Source organism: Gloeocapsopsis crepidinum LEGE 06123 (genome assembly GCF_015207655.1).
GTDB classification, from domain to species: Bacteria; Cyanobacteriota; Cyanobacteriia; order Cyanobacteriales; family Chroococcidiopsidaceae; genus Gloeocapsopsis; species Gloeocapsopsis crepidinum.
Map to the genome: position 1 here is coordinate 1 of NZ_JADEWN010000043.1, position 15,482 is coordinate 15,482.

Annotated in this window: 9 protein-coding genes; 5 read left to right on the forward strand and 4 right to left on the reverse strand. The window is 42.4% G+C overall.

Features of this window, described 5'->3' with window-relative positions; all coding sequences use genetic code 11:
* Positions 1 to 585 precede the first annotated feature (585 nt).
* From rpsU to IQ230_RS16575, 3 genes are all read right to left on the reverse strand, one after another.
* Positions 586 to 765, reverse strand: coding sequence for a 30S ribosomal protein S21 (rpsU, locus tag IQ230_RS16565; RefSeq protein ID WP_015188793.1), 180 nt, complete (start codon positions 763 to 765; stop codon positions 586 to 588).
* Between the two features lie 303 nt (positions 766 to 1,068).
* The gene (locus tag IQ230_RS16570) at positions 1,069 to 1,386 is read right to left on the reverse strand and encodes an RNA recognition motif domain-containing protein (protein WP_193933265.1); all 318 of its coding nucleotides are present in this window, start codon (positions 1,384 to 1,386) and stop codon (positions 1,069 to 1,071) included.
* Positions 1,387 to 1,624: 238 nt separating this feature from the next.
* Entirely contained in the window at positions 1,625 to 3,280 is a 1,656-nt protein-coding gene (locus IQ230_RS16575) for a transglutaminase domain-containing protein (RefSeq protein ID WP_193933336.1), read from the reverse strand.
* A 424-nt stretch (positions 3,281 to 3,704) separates the two neighbouring features.
* Here IQ230_RS16575 and IQ230_RS16580 point away from each other — a divergent pair, with 424 nt between their 5' ends.
* Both IQ230_RS16580 and recF read left to right on the forward strand, forming a co-directional pair.
* Positions 3,705 to 6,527, forward strand: coding sequence for a cation-translocating P-type ATPase (locus IQ230_RS16580; RefSeq protein ID WP_193933267.1), 2,823 nt, complete (start codon positions 3,705 to 3,707; stop codon positions 6,525 to 6,527).
* A gap of 145 nt (positions 6,528 to 6,672) precedes the next feature.
* Complete coding sequence (gene recF, locus IQ230_RS16585; RefSeq protein WP_193933269.1) at positions 6,673 to 7,788, forward strand: DNA replication/repair protein RecF; 1,116 nt, start codon at positions 6,673 to 6,675, stop codon at positions 7,786 to 7,788.
* A 21-nt stretch (positions 7,789 to 7,809) separates the two neighbouring features.
* On the opposite strand, the gene IQ230_RS16590 is transcribed toward recF, so the two are convergent.
* Positions 7,810 to 8,274 carry an MgtC/SapB family protein gene (locus IQ230_RS16590; protein ID WP_193933271.1) on the reverse strand — a complete coding sequence of 155 codons (465 nt, stop codon included), beginning with the start codon at positions 8,272 to 8,274 and terminating at the stop codon, positions 7,810 to 7,812.
* 326 nt (positions 8,275 to 8,600) lie between these two features.
* Here IQ230_RS16590 and IQ230_RS16595 point away from each other — a divergent pair, with 326 nt between their 5' ends.
* The 3 genes from IQ230_RS16595 (at position 8,601) to IQ230_RS16605 (ending at position 15,441) form a co-directional block, all read left to right on the forward strand.
* Positions 8,601 to 10,817 carry a CHASE domain-containing sensor histidine kinase gene (locus IQ230_RS16595; RefSeq protein WP_193933273.1) on the forward strand — a complete coding sequence of 739 codons (2,217 nt, stop codon included), beginning with the start codon at positions 8,601 to 8,603 and terminating at the stop codon, positions 10,815 to 10,817.
* 108 nt (positions 10,818 to 10,925) lie between these two features.
* Positions 10,926 to 13,229, forward strand: coding sequence for a putative PEP-binding protein (locus IQ230_RS16600; RefSeq protein ID WP_193933275.1), 2,304 nt, complete (start codon positions 10,926 to 10,928; stop codon positions 13,227 to 13,229).
* Between the two features lie 766 nt (positions 13,230 to 13,995).
* On the forward strand, positions 13,996 to 15,441 hold the full coding sequence (locus IQ230_RS16605) for a sugar transferase (protein ID WP_193933277.1): 1,446 nt from the start codon (positions 13,996 to 13,998) through the stop codon (positions 15,439 to 15,441).
* The last annotated feature ends 41 nt before the right edge of the window (positions 15,442 to 15,482 follow it).

Here is a 15,482-nt window from a genome sequence, read left to right on the forward strand (position 1 = left end):
CTGATTGAGGTGTCACCTTGTGTGTATGCCTTAACTATTTTTTCTCGCAAGTCGAGCGAGTACGGTTTCATTAGACTTCATTTGTGTACTCCTCTTACTGTACCTCATAAACTTGCAATAGGCTGTAAATTGGCAGCCTCAAGCCCCTTCTCTAGTCGATGAATTAACAAGAGGTTCCAATGTTGTCACTAACTAGACATCTTGCATGAATCGTAGATGCCCTCCGACTGAAGTCGGGGCTATCAAAATAAAGTGTGCCTCCACACACTAAGGGGCAATGCTGCCTTCTTGCCCGTTGAGTTTTGAGGGAGTAAGGCATGCTTTACCCGTATAGTCCACGGAGGTGGACTTCGTTTGTCTAGCAGCGAATTCATTCGCACTCGCATTCATGCAAGAGGTATATTAACTAACTTCTTACTTGTTCTAGCAATTTTGAGTGTTGGAAAAAAAACTTAGAAGCATAACAAGAACTAAAGCGGACTTGTGTACAGTGACAAAGTCCGCTTGCTCACATCAATAAATACTTTTGATGTTATTCCAGTGACTTGCCGAACTGAACGATGTCAAGCACAACTGGTAATAATCTTATCTAAAACGTCTTTTACGTCGAGCTGCAACTGCCTTACGCTTGCGCTTTTCTTGGGGTGTTTCAAAATGCCGATGATATTTCACATCTGCGAGAATGCCAGCTTTTGAAACTTGGCGTTTAAATCGCCGCAAAGCTGAGTCAATACCCTCATTTTCTCCTAAAACCACTTGGGTCATTATTGCTCCTTTTTGAATACAACTAATCTAAATTGTAGTGCTGCTTTAGGTCGATCTAAAAGTTCAGCTTAAAGATGGATCAGAGGTCAATTGTAGAGCAGAGAAAGCAAAGGAAGCTGGGGAGTTATGAGTTAAGAGAGTTACTTGTTAAGAGTGTTCAGTTATGAGTTAAGACACTTCTTTTAATTCAAAACTCAAAATCTAACACTCTTGAGAACTCAAAATTCAAAAGGTGCTAAGGCACCGCTACGCTAACAAAACTCAAAACTAATTACTAACCACTTGCCCCTCACCTCTCACGTCCTAATAGCGTCCCCGCGGCGAAAATTTGCCATTACCACCGCCACTACGATTGTCTCTGTAACGATTACCTCTGTCTTCACGGGGTTTGGCTTTGTTTACCTTCAAGCTACGTCCCATCCACTCAGCGCCATCTAAAGCATCAATCGCTGCGGTTTCTTCTGCTTCAGAAGACATTTCTACAAAACAAAAACCACGGGGACGACCTGTTTCACGATCAGTAGGAACTTGAACTTGTTTAACGTTACCGTACTCTCCAAAAACTGCAAGGATATCTTCTTGAGTAACTTGGTAGGATAAATTACCTACGTAGATCGACATTCAATATCTCCAAAAAATCAATTTCGTTGTAAAGCTCCAGTTCCGGAGATATGCCTGTCAACCCAGAAAAAACGTTCTGTAGCAAAAACAAAGCTTTCAACCGAATCTGACTCACGGCTGCTAATTTAACACAAAATCTAGCGTGAAGGGTATGGAGTAAGGGGTAAGAGCAATTCAAATTTACAATTGATCCTACCGTACTTGTTCGCATGATGAACCAATTGATCGCTGCTGTACTTTACTCAGGTAGCAACTCTTTAACAATGGTGAAACGGATATGATTAATCGCAATATCACCAAGCGAAATTTCTTCTAGTGGTAAACCTTTACTAGTGACCGTTTCAAACGGTATTCCTTTACCAATTTCTATGTGATACCAAGCTAATCCCATAAAAAAGCGTGAAGGATAAGGGCCATTTTCTCCCACATCATCAGGATTAGACTCCATAGGTAGCCACTTATCTAGTCCTGGTACATAAAACTCTAGCCAAACATGGTTAAAATCTGGTTGCAGCGGAATCCCTTGCTGTTCGGCATACGGCGGACACTTGTATCGACCAATTGTCCGGCAAGCGATACCATTAAGACGCAATAATGCAAGTAAGACACCAACATATTCGCCACACGAGCCAATACCGCGATCTAAAACGACATCAGGTGTATCAATATGTGGTTTAATTCCGTAGGATAGTTCATCGTAAACATAGTTACGAATTTTATAAACTTTACGAAGAAGATTTGTTTCTGTTCCTATAGCTTCTTTCGCAGCACGACGGACAACTAGTTGATCCATCGCTAACTCGTCATCATCTACTAAATAGCGAGATTGAAATTCTGGAGATAATTCGGGGAGATCTTCAACATCTCTGGGAGTTAAACGATACTTAATTCCGCGTACTTCGATTAATGCTTTCCAGCCAAAGATGTGTCTTTCGCTGGGTTGAAGAGTATCAAATTTAAAGACTGCTACTCGTTGTCCTTCAACGACTTCTTCTGTGAAGGGTAAACCGACTGGTTCAATGTGTTTGACTTTTTGACGATCAGTTTCCGCTGGTAAAGCAATGCGCCATTCTACTTGCGGCAAAGCAGAAACATCCTCTAGCGGGGCAATTTCCTCGGTATAAATCATCTCCAGTAAGTAGCCATTGGAGAGGGCAAAATGCTCAGTAGGATTGTAGTAATAGTCTAAAGGATGAATAAATGTGCGATCGCGATAAGTTAATTCGTGAGATGGCTCTGCATTTGGGTTATCACGAAGATAAGCTTCTTCATCAGCATAGGCGACATAAAGAGTTTCATTACCCCGATCGCGATAAAATGCTAAACCTGTAGGAGAAGCAAACGGAGTTAATACACTAAATTTAATGTCTCCGGTAGCACGGTCAAGACAATAAACACTTTGTTCAGTCGTGTCGCAAACCCATAAATCTTCATCGCAAACTGTAATATTTTCTACACCAACTCCTGGACTGAAAAATTGAGTAATTTGACTTTTTGTTTGCCGATCAAAAATCAGAATGTCACCCATCTTTTGACAAGTCACATAAACTGTGTCTTGCCACACAGCAACACCGTTTGCAGGATATGGTAAAGTCACGAATTCTTGCAACTTAAACTCACCAAATTGACAGCAGTAAACTGTGTTTTCCCGCGTTAACCACAGTGTATTCTCCCACAGCGCTATTCCAGTCGCATCTAAAAATTCAGCAGTAGCATGAGGATTAATAATTGTTGTATTGTCATTAGCAGGATCGATTTCTAGTAAATGACCTTTGATCGTATCGATAGCAATAAGTTTGCCATCTACGAACGCGATGCCATGCAGTGTCGCAGCACCGATTGGTCGGATTGTGCGCCATAAAGAGTTGGTAGAAGAAGTGGGTGTTGCAATCATAGACACAATGAGTACGCCTTTGCTGAATGCTTGGATGTTTTGATTTACAAGGATTTGAGTAGAACAATACACCCCTACTGAGTCTAATCCTAAATCTGTAGCAGAAATTTTGACTGTTTAGCAGGAACACTACCAAATACTTAAGCGGGCATGATGAGAAATGATATCTTTTTATGCTGGTTGGATAGTGAGTAGCAGTTCACCAAAAATCATTGACCATTGACCAGTCTTTACATTACATTTATTTATCTAAAGTATTAATTTTTAAGTAGTTTATCTAGACTATATCGCGATCGCTTACCTTCGCTTCTTGCTAAAGAACTAAGTCTAGAGTGACGCTTTAAAACAAGTGACTATACACATAGCTCACAGGTAGTCGCTAATCTATGATTAATGTCTATACTCCTTTGCCGAGAGCTATTTCATGTCTGCACATTCTCTGCCTGAATCAACATCTGTATGGCACGCCTTGGATGTTGATAAGTCTTTACAACTATTAGCAAGCGATCGCTCGACGGGTTTAACCGCAGAAGAAGTACAACAACGATTGCAAAAATACGGACCCAATGAACTGCAAGAAACAGGCGGTCGTAGTTCGTGGGTGATTCTTCTCGATCAGTTCAAAAACATTATGCTATTGATGCTGATTGCGGTAGCCATCATATCAGCATTTTTAGACTTACAGAGTAATGAATTTCCCAAAGATGCGATCGCGATTGGTTTAATTGTTGTCCTCAATGGTATCCTTGGCTATCTACAGGAAAGTCGTGCCGAAAAAGCCTTAGCTGCGCTTAAGAGTCTTTCTGCCCCGTTAGTACGCGTGATGCGTGACGGCAGAATTGTTGAAGTCGAAGCTAAAGAACTTGTCCCAGGAGATATTATGCTCTTGGAGGCTGGCGTACAGCTAGCCGCCGATGGACGCTTAATAGAGGAACAAAACTTACAAGTCCGCGAAGCCGCGCTTACCGGAGAAGCCCAAGCCGTGGAAAAACAAGCGGATATTCAACTTCAGGAAGATACGGGAATTGGCGATCGCCTTAACATGGTGTTTCAAGGCACTGAAGTAGTCCAAGGACGCGCTAAGGTGGTTGTTACAGGCACTGCGATGCAGACTGAACTCGGACGTATTGCGGCGATGATTCAGTCGGTAGAAAGCGAACCAACGCCTTTACAGCAGCGGATGTCGCAGCTAGGGAATGTGCTAGTTGGTGGTTCGCTGGTTTTAGTGGCTTTAGTGGTCGTAGGTGGCGTCCTGCAAAACAGTAATTTCGATCTTGCCAACCTCAACTTTAGCAACCTAAATGAATTGCTGGAAGTTTCGCTGAGTATGGCAGTCGCTGTCGTCCCCGAAGGTTTACCCGCTGTCATTACTGTTACTTTAGCACTCGGAACACAGCGCATGGTACGCCGCAAAGCGTTGATTCGCAAACTACCAGCCGTGGAAACTTTAGGCAGTGTCACGACGATTTGCTCGGATAAAACGGGCACTTTGACACAAAATAAGATGGTGGTGCAAGCAGTTTATGCTAACGATAAATACTTTCAAGTCACTGGCGAAGGCTATATTCCTCGCGGGCAATTTCTATTACACAGTCAAAACATAGAAGTTGCAGAACATCCTGAACTCAATGCTTTACTCATCGCTTGCGCATTATGTAACGACGCCGTTTTGCAGCAAGAACAATCGCAGTGGACGATCTTAGGAGATCCCACCGAAGGCGCACTACTATCGCTTGCAGGTAAAGCAGGCATAGAAAAAGACCAATGGGAAGCGCGATTACCGCGTGTCGCAGAGTTTCCCTTTTCTTCGGAACGCAAGCGCATGAGCGTTATTTGTAGTACCGAGGACGAAGCACAGGGTTCTATAGCTTTTGGTGATACTGCACCTTATTTAATGTTTACCAAAGGTTCACCTGAGCTAACGTTAGCGCGTTGTACTCAGATTCATCGTGGCGATCGCTCGACACCACTGACGGAAGCCCAACGCCAGGAAATCTTAGCACAAAATAACGCTATGGCAGGTAAAGGGTTGAGAGTACTAGGTTTTGCCTACAAGCCACTCACCGCGTTACCCGATGAAGGTTCCGAAAACACATCCGAATGCGAATTAGTTTGGCTAGGATTAGTCGGAATGCTTGATGCACCCCGCCCAGAAGTCCGTGAAGCCGTAGCCCGTTGTCGCGATGCTGGAATTCGTCCAGTGATGATTACCGGAGATCACCAATTAACCGCACAAGCGATCGCCGCCGATTTAGGCATTGCCCAGTTGAGCGATCGCGTCCTCACAGGTCAAGAGTTAGAACACATTAGCCAGCCCGAACTTGAAAAACAAGTCGATCTCGTCAGCATTTATGCGCGAGTTTCTCCAGAACACAAATTACGCATTGTTCAAGCGCTACAACGACGCGGTAGATTTGTGGCAATGACAGGTGATGGTGTCAATGATGCGCCTGCATTAAAACAAGCCGATATCGGCATTGCAATGGGAATTACTGGTACCGATGTCAGCAAAGAAGCAAGCGACATGGTACTGCTTGATGACAACTTTGCAACAATTGTCGCCGCCACCGAAGAAGGTCGAGTTGTCTATACGAACATTCGCCGATTTATTAAATACATTCTTGGCAGTAACATTGGTGAAGTTTTAACCATTGCGGCTGCACCTTTGATCGGTTTAGGTGGCGTACCGTTAAGTCCACTACAAATTTTATGGATGAATTTGGTGACTGATGGTTTACCCGCGCTTGCTTTAGCAGTAGAACCCGCTGAACCAGACGTGATGAAACGCCCTCCCTTTAGTCCGCGCGAAAGTATTTTTGCGCGAGGATTGGGTTTTTACATGGTGCGCATCGGCATCGTTTTTGCGATCATCTCGATTGCCTTGATGGTATGGGCTTATTACCATACGCATACACCCGAATATCCTCGCGATCCTGGGACATGGAGAACGATGGTATTTACAACCTTGTGTTTAGCACAGATGGGTCACGCAATAGCCGTTCGTTCTAACACAAGATTGGCAATTGAATTAAATCCTTTCTCAAATCACTATTTGCTAGCAGCTGTTGTAGTAACAACAATATTGCAACTTATGCTCGTGTATGTTCCACCACTTAGAGCATTTTTTGATACTTTTTGGCTCAGTCCATTAGAACTCGCAATTTGCTTTGGCTTTAGTACCTTACTCTTTGTCTGGGTTGAATTAGAAAAGTTATTCTTTCGGATTGTGAAAAGGGGTGAGGAGTGAGGAGTGAGGGGTGAGTTTTGGAAAGCGCAGGTGCCGGAGGCATTTATTAAAAGAATTTTCTTAACTCAACACTTCACGACTCAACACTCAACACTCATAACTTATAACTCCCCATCTTCTCTGCTCCCCTGCTTCTTTTATAACTATGTACCTAAAAACCTTACATCTACAGCAATTTCGTAACTATCAAGAGCAGTGGGTTGATTTTTTGGCTCCAAAAACAATTTTGGTCGGGAATAATGCGCAAGGTAAGTCTAATTTATTAGAGGCGGTGGAACTGCTGGCAACATTGCGATCGCATCGCAGCACACGCGATCGCGATTTGGTTCGTGAAGGAGAATTGATGAGTAAAGTTAGTGCTACATTAGAGCGTCAAACTGGTATCACTGACTTATCGCTCACTCTCCGGCGTAATGGAAGACGAACTGTTGCGCTCAACAGCGAAAACATTAGACGACAGATGGACTTTTTGGGCATTCTTAATGCGGTACAGTTTTCTAGTCTTGATTTGGATTTAGTTCGTGGCGGACCCGATCAGCGTCGCACTTGGTTGGATACTTTGTTAATTCAGCTAGAGCCTGTTTATGCCCACATTTTGCAACAGTATAACCAGGTGTTACGACAGCGCAACGCTTTATTAAAAAAAATTCAGAGTTCAGATGAACAGAGTTCAGAAGAGTTGACAGTCTGGAATGAGCAATTAGTCAGTGCAGGCATTAGAGTGATTAGAAGGCGATCGCGGGCGATCGCACTTTTGGCTCCGGTTGCGGCTAATTGGCACGAAAGTATTAGTGGTAGCACTGAAGTTTTGCAAGTCAAATACGCACCCAATGTAGTCACAGCAGACGAGCATCTCGATGAGTTACAGCAAGCATTTATCGAAAAGATTTCCAGTAGAGCGATCGCCGAACAACACCAAGGAACAACATTAGTTGGTCCTCATCGTGATGAAGTAGAACTAACAATTAACCAAACACCAGCACGCGCCTACGGTTCTCAAGGACAACAACGAACTTTAGTTCTCGCACTTAAATTAGCAGAACTGAAATTAATTGAAGAAGTGGTTGGGGAATCACCTTTACTCCTACTCGATGACGTTTTAGCTGAACTCGATCTTCATCGTCAAAATCAGTTACTTGATGCCATTCAAGATCGATTTCAAACTTTGATTACGACTACCCACTTAGGATCATTTGATGCTCAGTGGCTCAAAGCATCTCAAATTCTTCACGTTCAAGCAGGAGAGATCGCGAGTGGCTAGACAAGATAAGCACAAGTTTTGCTATTGAAGTCTTCGTTCAAGATGTTTAAAAACCCTCAGCACGAGTAAACCGAGAATCGCGCTAATTAAACTTAATCGCCACAATCCGCACCCAGACACAACTCCTAAAGCCGCAGAAACCCAAATCGCAGCAGCAGAAGTTAACCCGCGAATATCAGCAAGTTCGCCATCCTGATCGCGCGTAGCTCGTAAAATCTCTCCACCACCGAGAAAACCAATTCCAGCCGCAACGCCTTGAATAACACGGCTGAGCGCATCAGGACTATCTGAGTGTATGCCCATTTGCAGTGGAATCAGCACAAATAAGGCAGAACCAAAACTCACAAGCATATGAGTTCTTAAGCCAGCTGGTTTATTACGCAGTTGGCGCTCTAAGCCAATGATTGCTCCTACAATCAGCGCAACACATATTCTAAAAACAACACTCGGTATGTCATTAGGAGAAACAAAGTAAGTACTTGTCAATATCTTTTCAATTTCAACTGAAGTTACAAATTTAATTTATACATAAGAATGAATCACTTTTTTACGACTAAAGAACTATGCCGATAGAAGAGGTTTGAGTGTTAGGGGTACGCGATCGCAAATTCTGTATGCTAGCTTGTAAATCCTGTCTTGAGTGTTTTTAGCAATGTATTTTTACTGGTTGTTGCTGATTTATGGCACAAGTTAGCTAATCTACATATAACGAATATTATTAAAGTATTAGGCTCATAATTCAACTCATCCGCATATGTTTTGCGAGTCATGAGTAGTTCCACTAAGGTGGATTGCGCAAGTAAAATTTTTACATGGAACCGGATTTATCATCATCACGCCAGCCGCGTCGCACTTGGATTCCTTATTTTGTCTTGGTAGTAACCTTGTTACTTACTGCAATTGCGACTTTTTACGTTGCACTGACAGCGAGAACGAAAGACCAGTTACGTTTTGACAATGCAGTTGAGTTTACCAAAGATGATATTAAAAATAGTTTAGATACTTATATCTCACTGCTAAGGGGTGGAAGCGGTTTATTTGCAGCCAGCGATCAAGTCACTCGCGAGGATTTTCGTGCTTACGTACAACAGTTAGAGTTACGCGATCGCTATCCAGGAATCCAAGGTATCGGTTTTTCTATTAAAACGACATCTGATCAAAATGCCCTCGTTGCCCAACTGCGTCAACAAGGAATACCAATTAACATTCGCCCCGAATACCCGCGTAGCGAGTATCACTCAATTATTTACCTTGAACCGTTAGACCGGAGAAACGAAGCGGCTATTGGGTTTGATATGTTTACTGAAAAAGTCCGTCGTGCAGCAATGGAACGGGCGCGTGACACTGGTACTGCAGCCGCATCAGGCAAAGTAACTCTTGTACAAGAAATTGATAACTATAAGCAAGCAGGCTTTCTCATTTACTTTCCTATATATAGAAATGGTTCTAACTTGGAAACAGTGGCACAAAGGCAAGCCGCATTAGAGGGGTTTGTTTATAGTCCTTTTCGTGTACAAGACTTGCTGCGCGATGTGATTAGCGAAGAGCAATACTCTTATGTAGACTTTCAAGTCTATGATGGAACCAAAATTATTCCTCAAAATTTGCTGCATAGCTCGAATGACAACAACGATAACTATCGATCGCGCTTAACAACAACGACAACTATTAATATTGCTGGGCGAACCTGGAGTTTGGTGTTTAGTACACGCCCTGAGTTTGCCGATACTTCAGAAGCAGGGTTAGTACCATATATTTTCTGTGGGGGAGTCGCGGTTAGTATGGTCCTATTCGGACTAACGCGATCGCAAGCCCGCGCTAAAATTGCAGCTGAAACAGCTGTTGCTCAAATGCACCAATCGCAAGCAGCACTGCGGACGAGTGAATCGCGTTTTCGCTGTTTAATAGAGGCTAACATTATTGGCATTATTACTGCTGATTTAGACGGCAAAATTATCGAAGCAAATGATGCTTTTTTAAATATGGTGGGATACCAACGCGATCAATTGCAAGAACTTCGCTGGGATACATTGACACCGCCTGAATATCATCATTTAGATCAGCACGCAAGTCAAGAAATTAGGACGCTGGGAGCTTGTTATCCGTTTGAAAAAGAATATATTCGTAAAGATGGCAGTCGTATTCCTGTTTTACTAGGTGGTGCAACAGTCGAAGGCGCTCAAAATGTTTGTATTGCTTTTGTGTTGGATTTAACAGAGCGTAAGCACTTAGAAGATACTTTACGACATCAAACTGAAGAACTTGCAGAAGCTAACCGCTTGAAAGATGACTTTTTAGCTGTTGTATCACACGAACTCCGCACGCCTTTAAATGCCATCCTCGGCTGGGTACAATTGTTACGTAGTCGCCGAATGGATGAAGCAAAGACGGATAAAGCCTTAGAAGTGATTGAGCGCAATGCCAAAGTGCAAACACAACTTATTGAAGATTTATTAGATACTTCTCGCTTAATGCGCGGTCAATTAGACTTACAGATGTGCCCTGTAGACATGGCAGAAGCGATCGCGGATGCAACTGACTCTGTACAACCAGCCGCCGCAGCTAAAAACATCCAGATTAACAGCGCGATCACTTCTGAGATTGCAATGGTTTGGGGCGATCGCGATCGCTTACAACAAATTATCTGGAATTTACTATCAAATGCAGTCAAATTTACTCCTGATGGTGGTCAAGTAGAAGTCAAACTGAATTGCATCGATCGGTTCCTTGAAATTCAAGTCAGCGACACAGGAATTGGCATTAGCCCTGAGTTTTTACCCTATGTCTTCGATCGCTTCCGACAAGCTGAAAGGGCGACGACTCGCTCTAGCAGTGGCTTAGGGCTAGGACTCGCGATTGTTCGTCAACTGGTAGAATTGCATGGTGGTACTGTTCGTGCTAGTAGTGCTGGATTTGGACGCGGAGCAACTTTCATTGTAAAACTACCTTTGTGGAATAGTCCCCAAAAAAAAGTCATCACAGAAGATCTGTTAGCGCCTAAGCAAACACGAAGGAGAATAATACATTGACTATTCGTATTATTCAGCACTGACAATATATACAGTGCAGTACTTGGGGGTGCATCGCAACCATAGTCACTTTTTTTGCGTAACTGCTAATTCTTGAACTATAAAAATGTGGAAAAAATACACTGGCTGGAGCAAATTCATTCGGAACACACTTTAGTAGGCGTTCAAGCGTTACAACTTAGCCAGTTACTACAACGTGGCTATCCAGTCAAACCAGCTTTTGTGGTGACTCAGATAGGGCGAGAATTTTCAGATCGTCTTTTCAGTTCATCCGAAATGACTGAACTGTTTGATACTTATCTTCACCTTGATGTTGATGATTGGCAGCAATTGCGGCAGGTAGCACAAAAATTACGTCAAGCAATTCAAAAATTCTCAGTAACTGATCTGAGTGAGGTGATCGCAGTAGCGGCAAATAGTTGGCACGTACCAGTCCTAATTTTTCACCCTGAAGTTTTGTTGCCAGAAGACACACTACAAAATCAGCAAAACGTGTTGCCAGCGCAAGTAAGTAGTAACAATCCAGAAGCGATCGCCCAAAAATTGCTGCAAATGTGGAGTCAACTATTCAGTGCTAAAAATTTATTCTATTGGCGGCATCTTGGTATTGAATTACGGCAACTTGATATTGCTGTTCTCGTGCAACCATTGCATAATGCGATCGCGTCAGGCGTACTAAAGTGTCAAGTTGCTCAGTTAGAAATTCAAGCAACTTATGGTTTAGGGCTAGCAATTACTCGTGGAGAAGTTATTCCCGACTCTTATCTAGTCGGTAATGGCACAGTGCGATCGCAATTGGGTAATAAAACAATTGCTTATGGTGTTGCTGACTTACCATTACCTCCACAATTCACACATCTTATCCCTTTTGCTCATCAAGATGAATTGCAAGTCTATTTACTCAACAAACAACAATATGCGCTGCAAGAGCAGGAATTACAACAACTCATTCGTCTTGGGCAAGAATCAAGCACAACACATGCAGCAATAGCTTACGAGTGGGCATTTGAGTTCAGAGATACCGATACTCCACAGTTGGTCATTACACAATGCCACAATGTTCCAATTGGAACTCAATCACCTTCTCCCTCATTGCTACAAGGGCTAGCAGCAGCACCAGGGCACTCGATCGCACCTGCCTATGTTGTCAGCAATCTTGAACAAAAACCGTCATACTTGCCCCCAGGAGTGATTATTGTCGCCACCACAATCTCACCTGATTGGTTGCCTTTATTACAACACGCTGCTGGCTTTGTGACTGAACGCGGAGGTTTAACTTCGCATAGTGCTATTTTGGCAAGAGAGCTTGGAATTCCAGCAGTCGTGAGTGTATCTCATGCCACTGAGATAATTCAAACCAATGACTTGATTGATTTAGATGGAAGGCGCGGTGAAATTCGTTTAGGACAGTCTGGCAACAAGCCAGATCAGGCATTTTCTCAACCAATCAATCCACCACTGCATACCTCTGATATTCCTACAGTGCCTATTGCAACTCAAATCCTCGTCAACTTCAGTCAGCCACATTTGTTAGATAAAGTGCCAAATCTAGCAGTTGATGGCTTGGGTTTATTACGTTCTGAGATGATGCTACTGAACATGCTAGAGAAAGAACATTTACAAGCATGGTTGCCACAGCATAAACAACAATTACTCGAACGTTGGCAAGAATGCATTTCTCAATTTGTCAAAGCATTTGCGCCTAAACCTGTTTTTTATCGTTCGCTCGATTGGCGATCGCCAGAGTTTCAATTACTGTCTAATTCTGTGTTTGGTCGCAATCATATTTTGAGCTATTTGCAAGATCCAACGCTATTTGATTTGGAACTTACCGTTTTAGCGGCTGTACACCAATCTGGTTACGATAACGTTCACTTAATTTTGCCATTTATCCGTACTGTTGAGGAATTTGTTTTTTGTCGTCAGCGCGTTGAGCAAGTTGGATTAACTCAATCTCCACATTTTCAGCTATGGATTATGGCAGAAGTTCCATCAGTGTTGTTTTTGCTTCCGGAATATGTTAAAGCTGGCGTCCAAGGGGTTTCCATTGGTACAAATGATTTAACTCAGTTACTGCTTGGAGTTGATCGCGACTTGGGATTAACAACAGTATTTAATGCTCGCCATCCAGTTGTGATGCAGGCGATCGCCCAAATTATTCTCCAAGCAAAACAAGCACGCATTCCTTGCTCTATCTGTGGTCAAGCACCTGTACTGTATCCCGAAATCATTGACTTTTTGGTACGTTGGGGCATTACTGCCATTTCTGTAGAAGCAGACGCTGTTGAACAAACGTATCACGCGATCGCCCGCGCCGAGCAACGCTTGCTATTAGAACACGCTCGTCACCAATTACAACCAGAAAATAGCAAGTTCGCTACAGAAAATATAGGGGAAAATCTGAAATATTAGAAAAGTAGATTGTTCTGTACATTGCTAGCTCCTTGATAGGTTCCCAGCTAAAAGCTGTGTGTTTTTCTCTATACTAATCAGATTTACTATACTTAAATCTCTCTTAAGGATGGTGCAAAAAATATTGATTAGAGTTTTTTTTGATGTAGCTGTTCTAGAGAAATTTCATGAAGGATTCGGTAAAGATACCAACAGGTTAATATGCAATTTTCAGTATCACTCAGTTGTCTTTATGAAGAATATGTAAAGAATACTGGAAAGTTGCCACTTTTGTGACTTACCTTCATAAAATTTATGTGAAGTGTAACTTGAAATACACACTATTTTGGCTCATTTCTGATAAGTAAAGTCATGCTTGAACTGTTGTGTAGTGCTAATTAACAATAAAAAACCACTGCGCAAGTTTACTCAGAGGCGTTAAATCGAGGTAATATGTTTACTAAAATTAACTAAAAAGTCTGATTTCTGCCGACTCAAGACATATAAGTCTTCTAAATGTGTAGTTTCGTTATGTATGTGCAACATAAAAGTTAATTAGGTTGTGGAACTTATTTTTAAAGACCAAGTCCAAGTTCCGGTAAACGTCGCCCAGCAAATCTGCTTTACTGCACATCTTTCTCAAAATATATTGAATAAGTCTGTAAAAAAATGTACCTTGTAGTGATTGCAATTCCGAATTATTACTGGGGAAACCGCAAAGTATGATTAAGTTCTTGTGTAATGGCGACAACAAATTTTCCTAAGTTCTAGGGTGGAGATGCAGCTAATGACGTCTACGACTTCCTTATCACTGAATAAATTAGATTTACGCGCTCCCGTATTCACTAGACTAAGGCGCGGTACAGGTGTTAGGTGGTTACGTGTAATAACATTGATGTCACTCGATGTCACTATGTTGTATACAGCGTGGCATCTAGCGGAAAAGCTTGGCACCCCAGCAGATTCACCCTGGAGTACAGCATACAATCCGTTCTATATCTTGCCGATCCTCGCAACTGAAGTTGGTTTAATTGCCGCAAAAAAACTATATGATGCAAGGCAAGAGCGGCGCGATTACTTTAATCTTGTCAAAGCACTAACAATCTCACACTTACTGCTACTGTTGGTTGCCTTTTTCTATCAGCCTGGTGGTATTGTTTCCCGTTCTACGTTCATTTTGTCGTGGGCATTGAGCATATCACTGACGTTTATTGCCCGCTTTACATTTGATAGCACAGTCGAGTATGTCCGCAAGCAAGGTGCTGTTTGCTATCGAACGTTTATCATTTCTCGACCAGAAGACAAAGAGAAAGCAAATCGACTTATTGCCAGAGAAAATTGCTACAAAATCTTGGGATGGGCGGATGTAGGAGCCTTGGTAGCAGACAAAGAGAACTTAGATGCAACAATTGAGCAGATTTGTAGTCTAGGAGTCTCAGAAGTCTTTGTTTGCTCGTGGGCATCGATCAAAAGCCGAATGTTTCTCTACTGGAAACTACGTAATGCAGGCATTACCCTACACATTTTGCCCATAGATGTTGATTTAGAAGGAATTCAAAGAAACTTAGAACTCAAGATGGTGGGAGGATTGCCAGCACTTAAGCTATCTCCACCATTAATTACTGGTAGTGACTTTTTAATGAAGCGTTGCTTTGACTTTGTCTGTGCAACTAGCTTTGTTTTACTAGCATCACCGCTTTATCTTTTGATTGCGTTACTGATTAAAATAGATTCTCCTGGTCCCATCTTCTACAAGCAGACTCGCATTGGTCTACATGGTAAACCATTCAAGGTTTGGAAGTTCCGGACGATGGTTGTCAATGCAGACAAGTTGCAAAAGGAACTTGAAGCAAGAAATGAAAACAAAGATGGAATTCTTTTCAAGATCAAAGACGATCCTCGAATTACTAGTGTTGGTAAGTTTCTTCGTCGTTACAGCTTAGATGAGTTACCGCAACTGTTTAATGTGATGTTTGGCGAAATGAGCTTAGTTGGTCCTCGTCCTTTACCAGTGCGAGATGTTGAGAAGTTTTCAGAACACCACTTTATTCGTCAAGAAGTTCTACCAGGAATCTCAGGATTATGGCAAGTTTCTGGGAGATCAGATATTACTGATTTTGAACAAGTGATTCGCCTAGATGTCACTTATATGGAAAACTGGTCTTTATGGTTAGATATGCAAATCTTGCTACAAACTGTGATGGTGATTGTGGGTAAAAAAGGTGCTTACTAGCTAAACTTATTACTCTCGGATCAAGTCATGAGCTAGCTAAT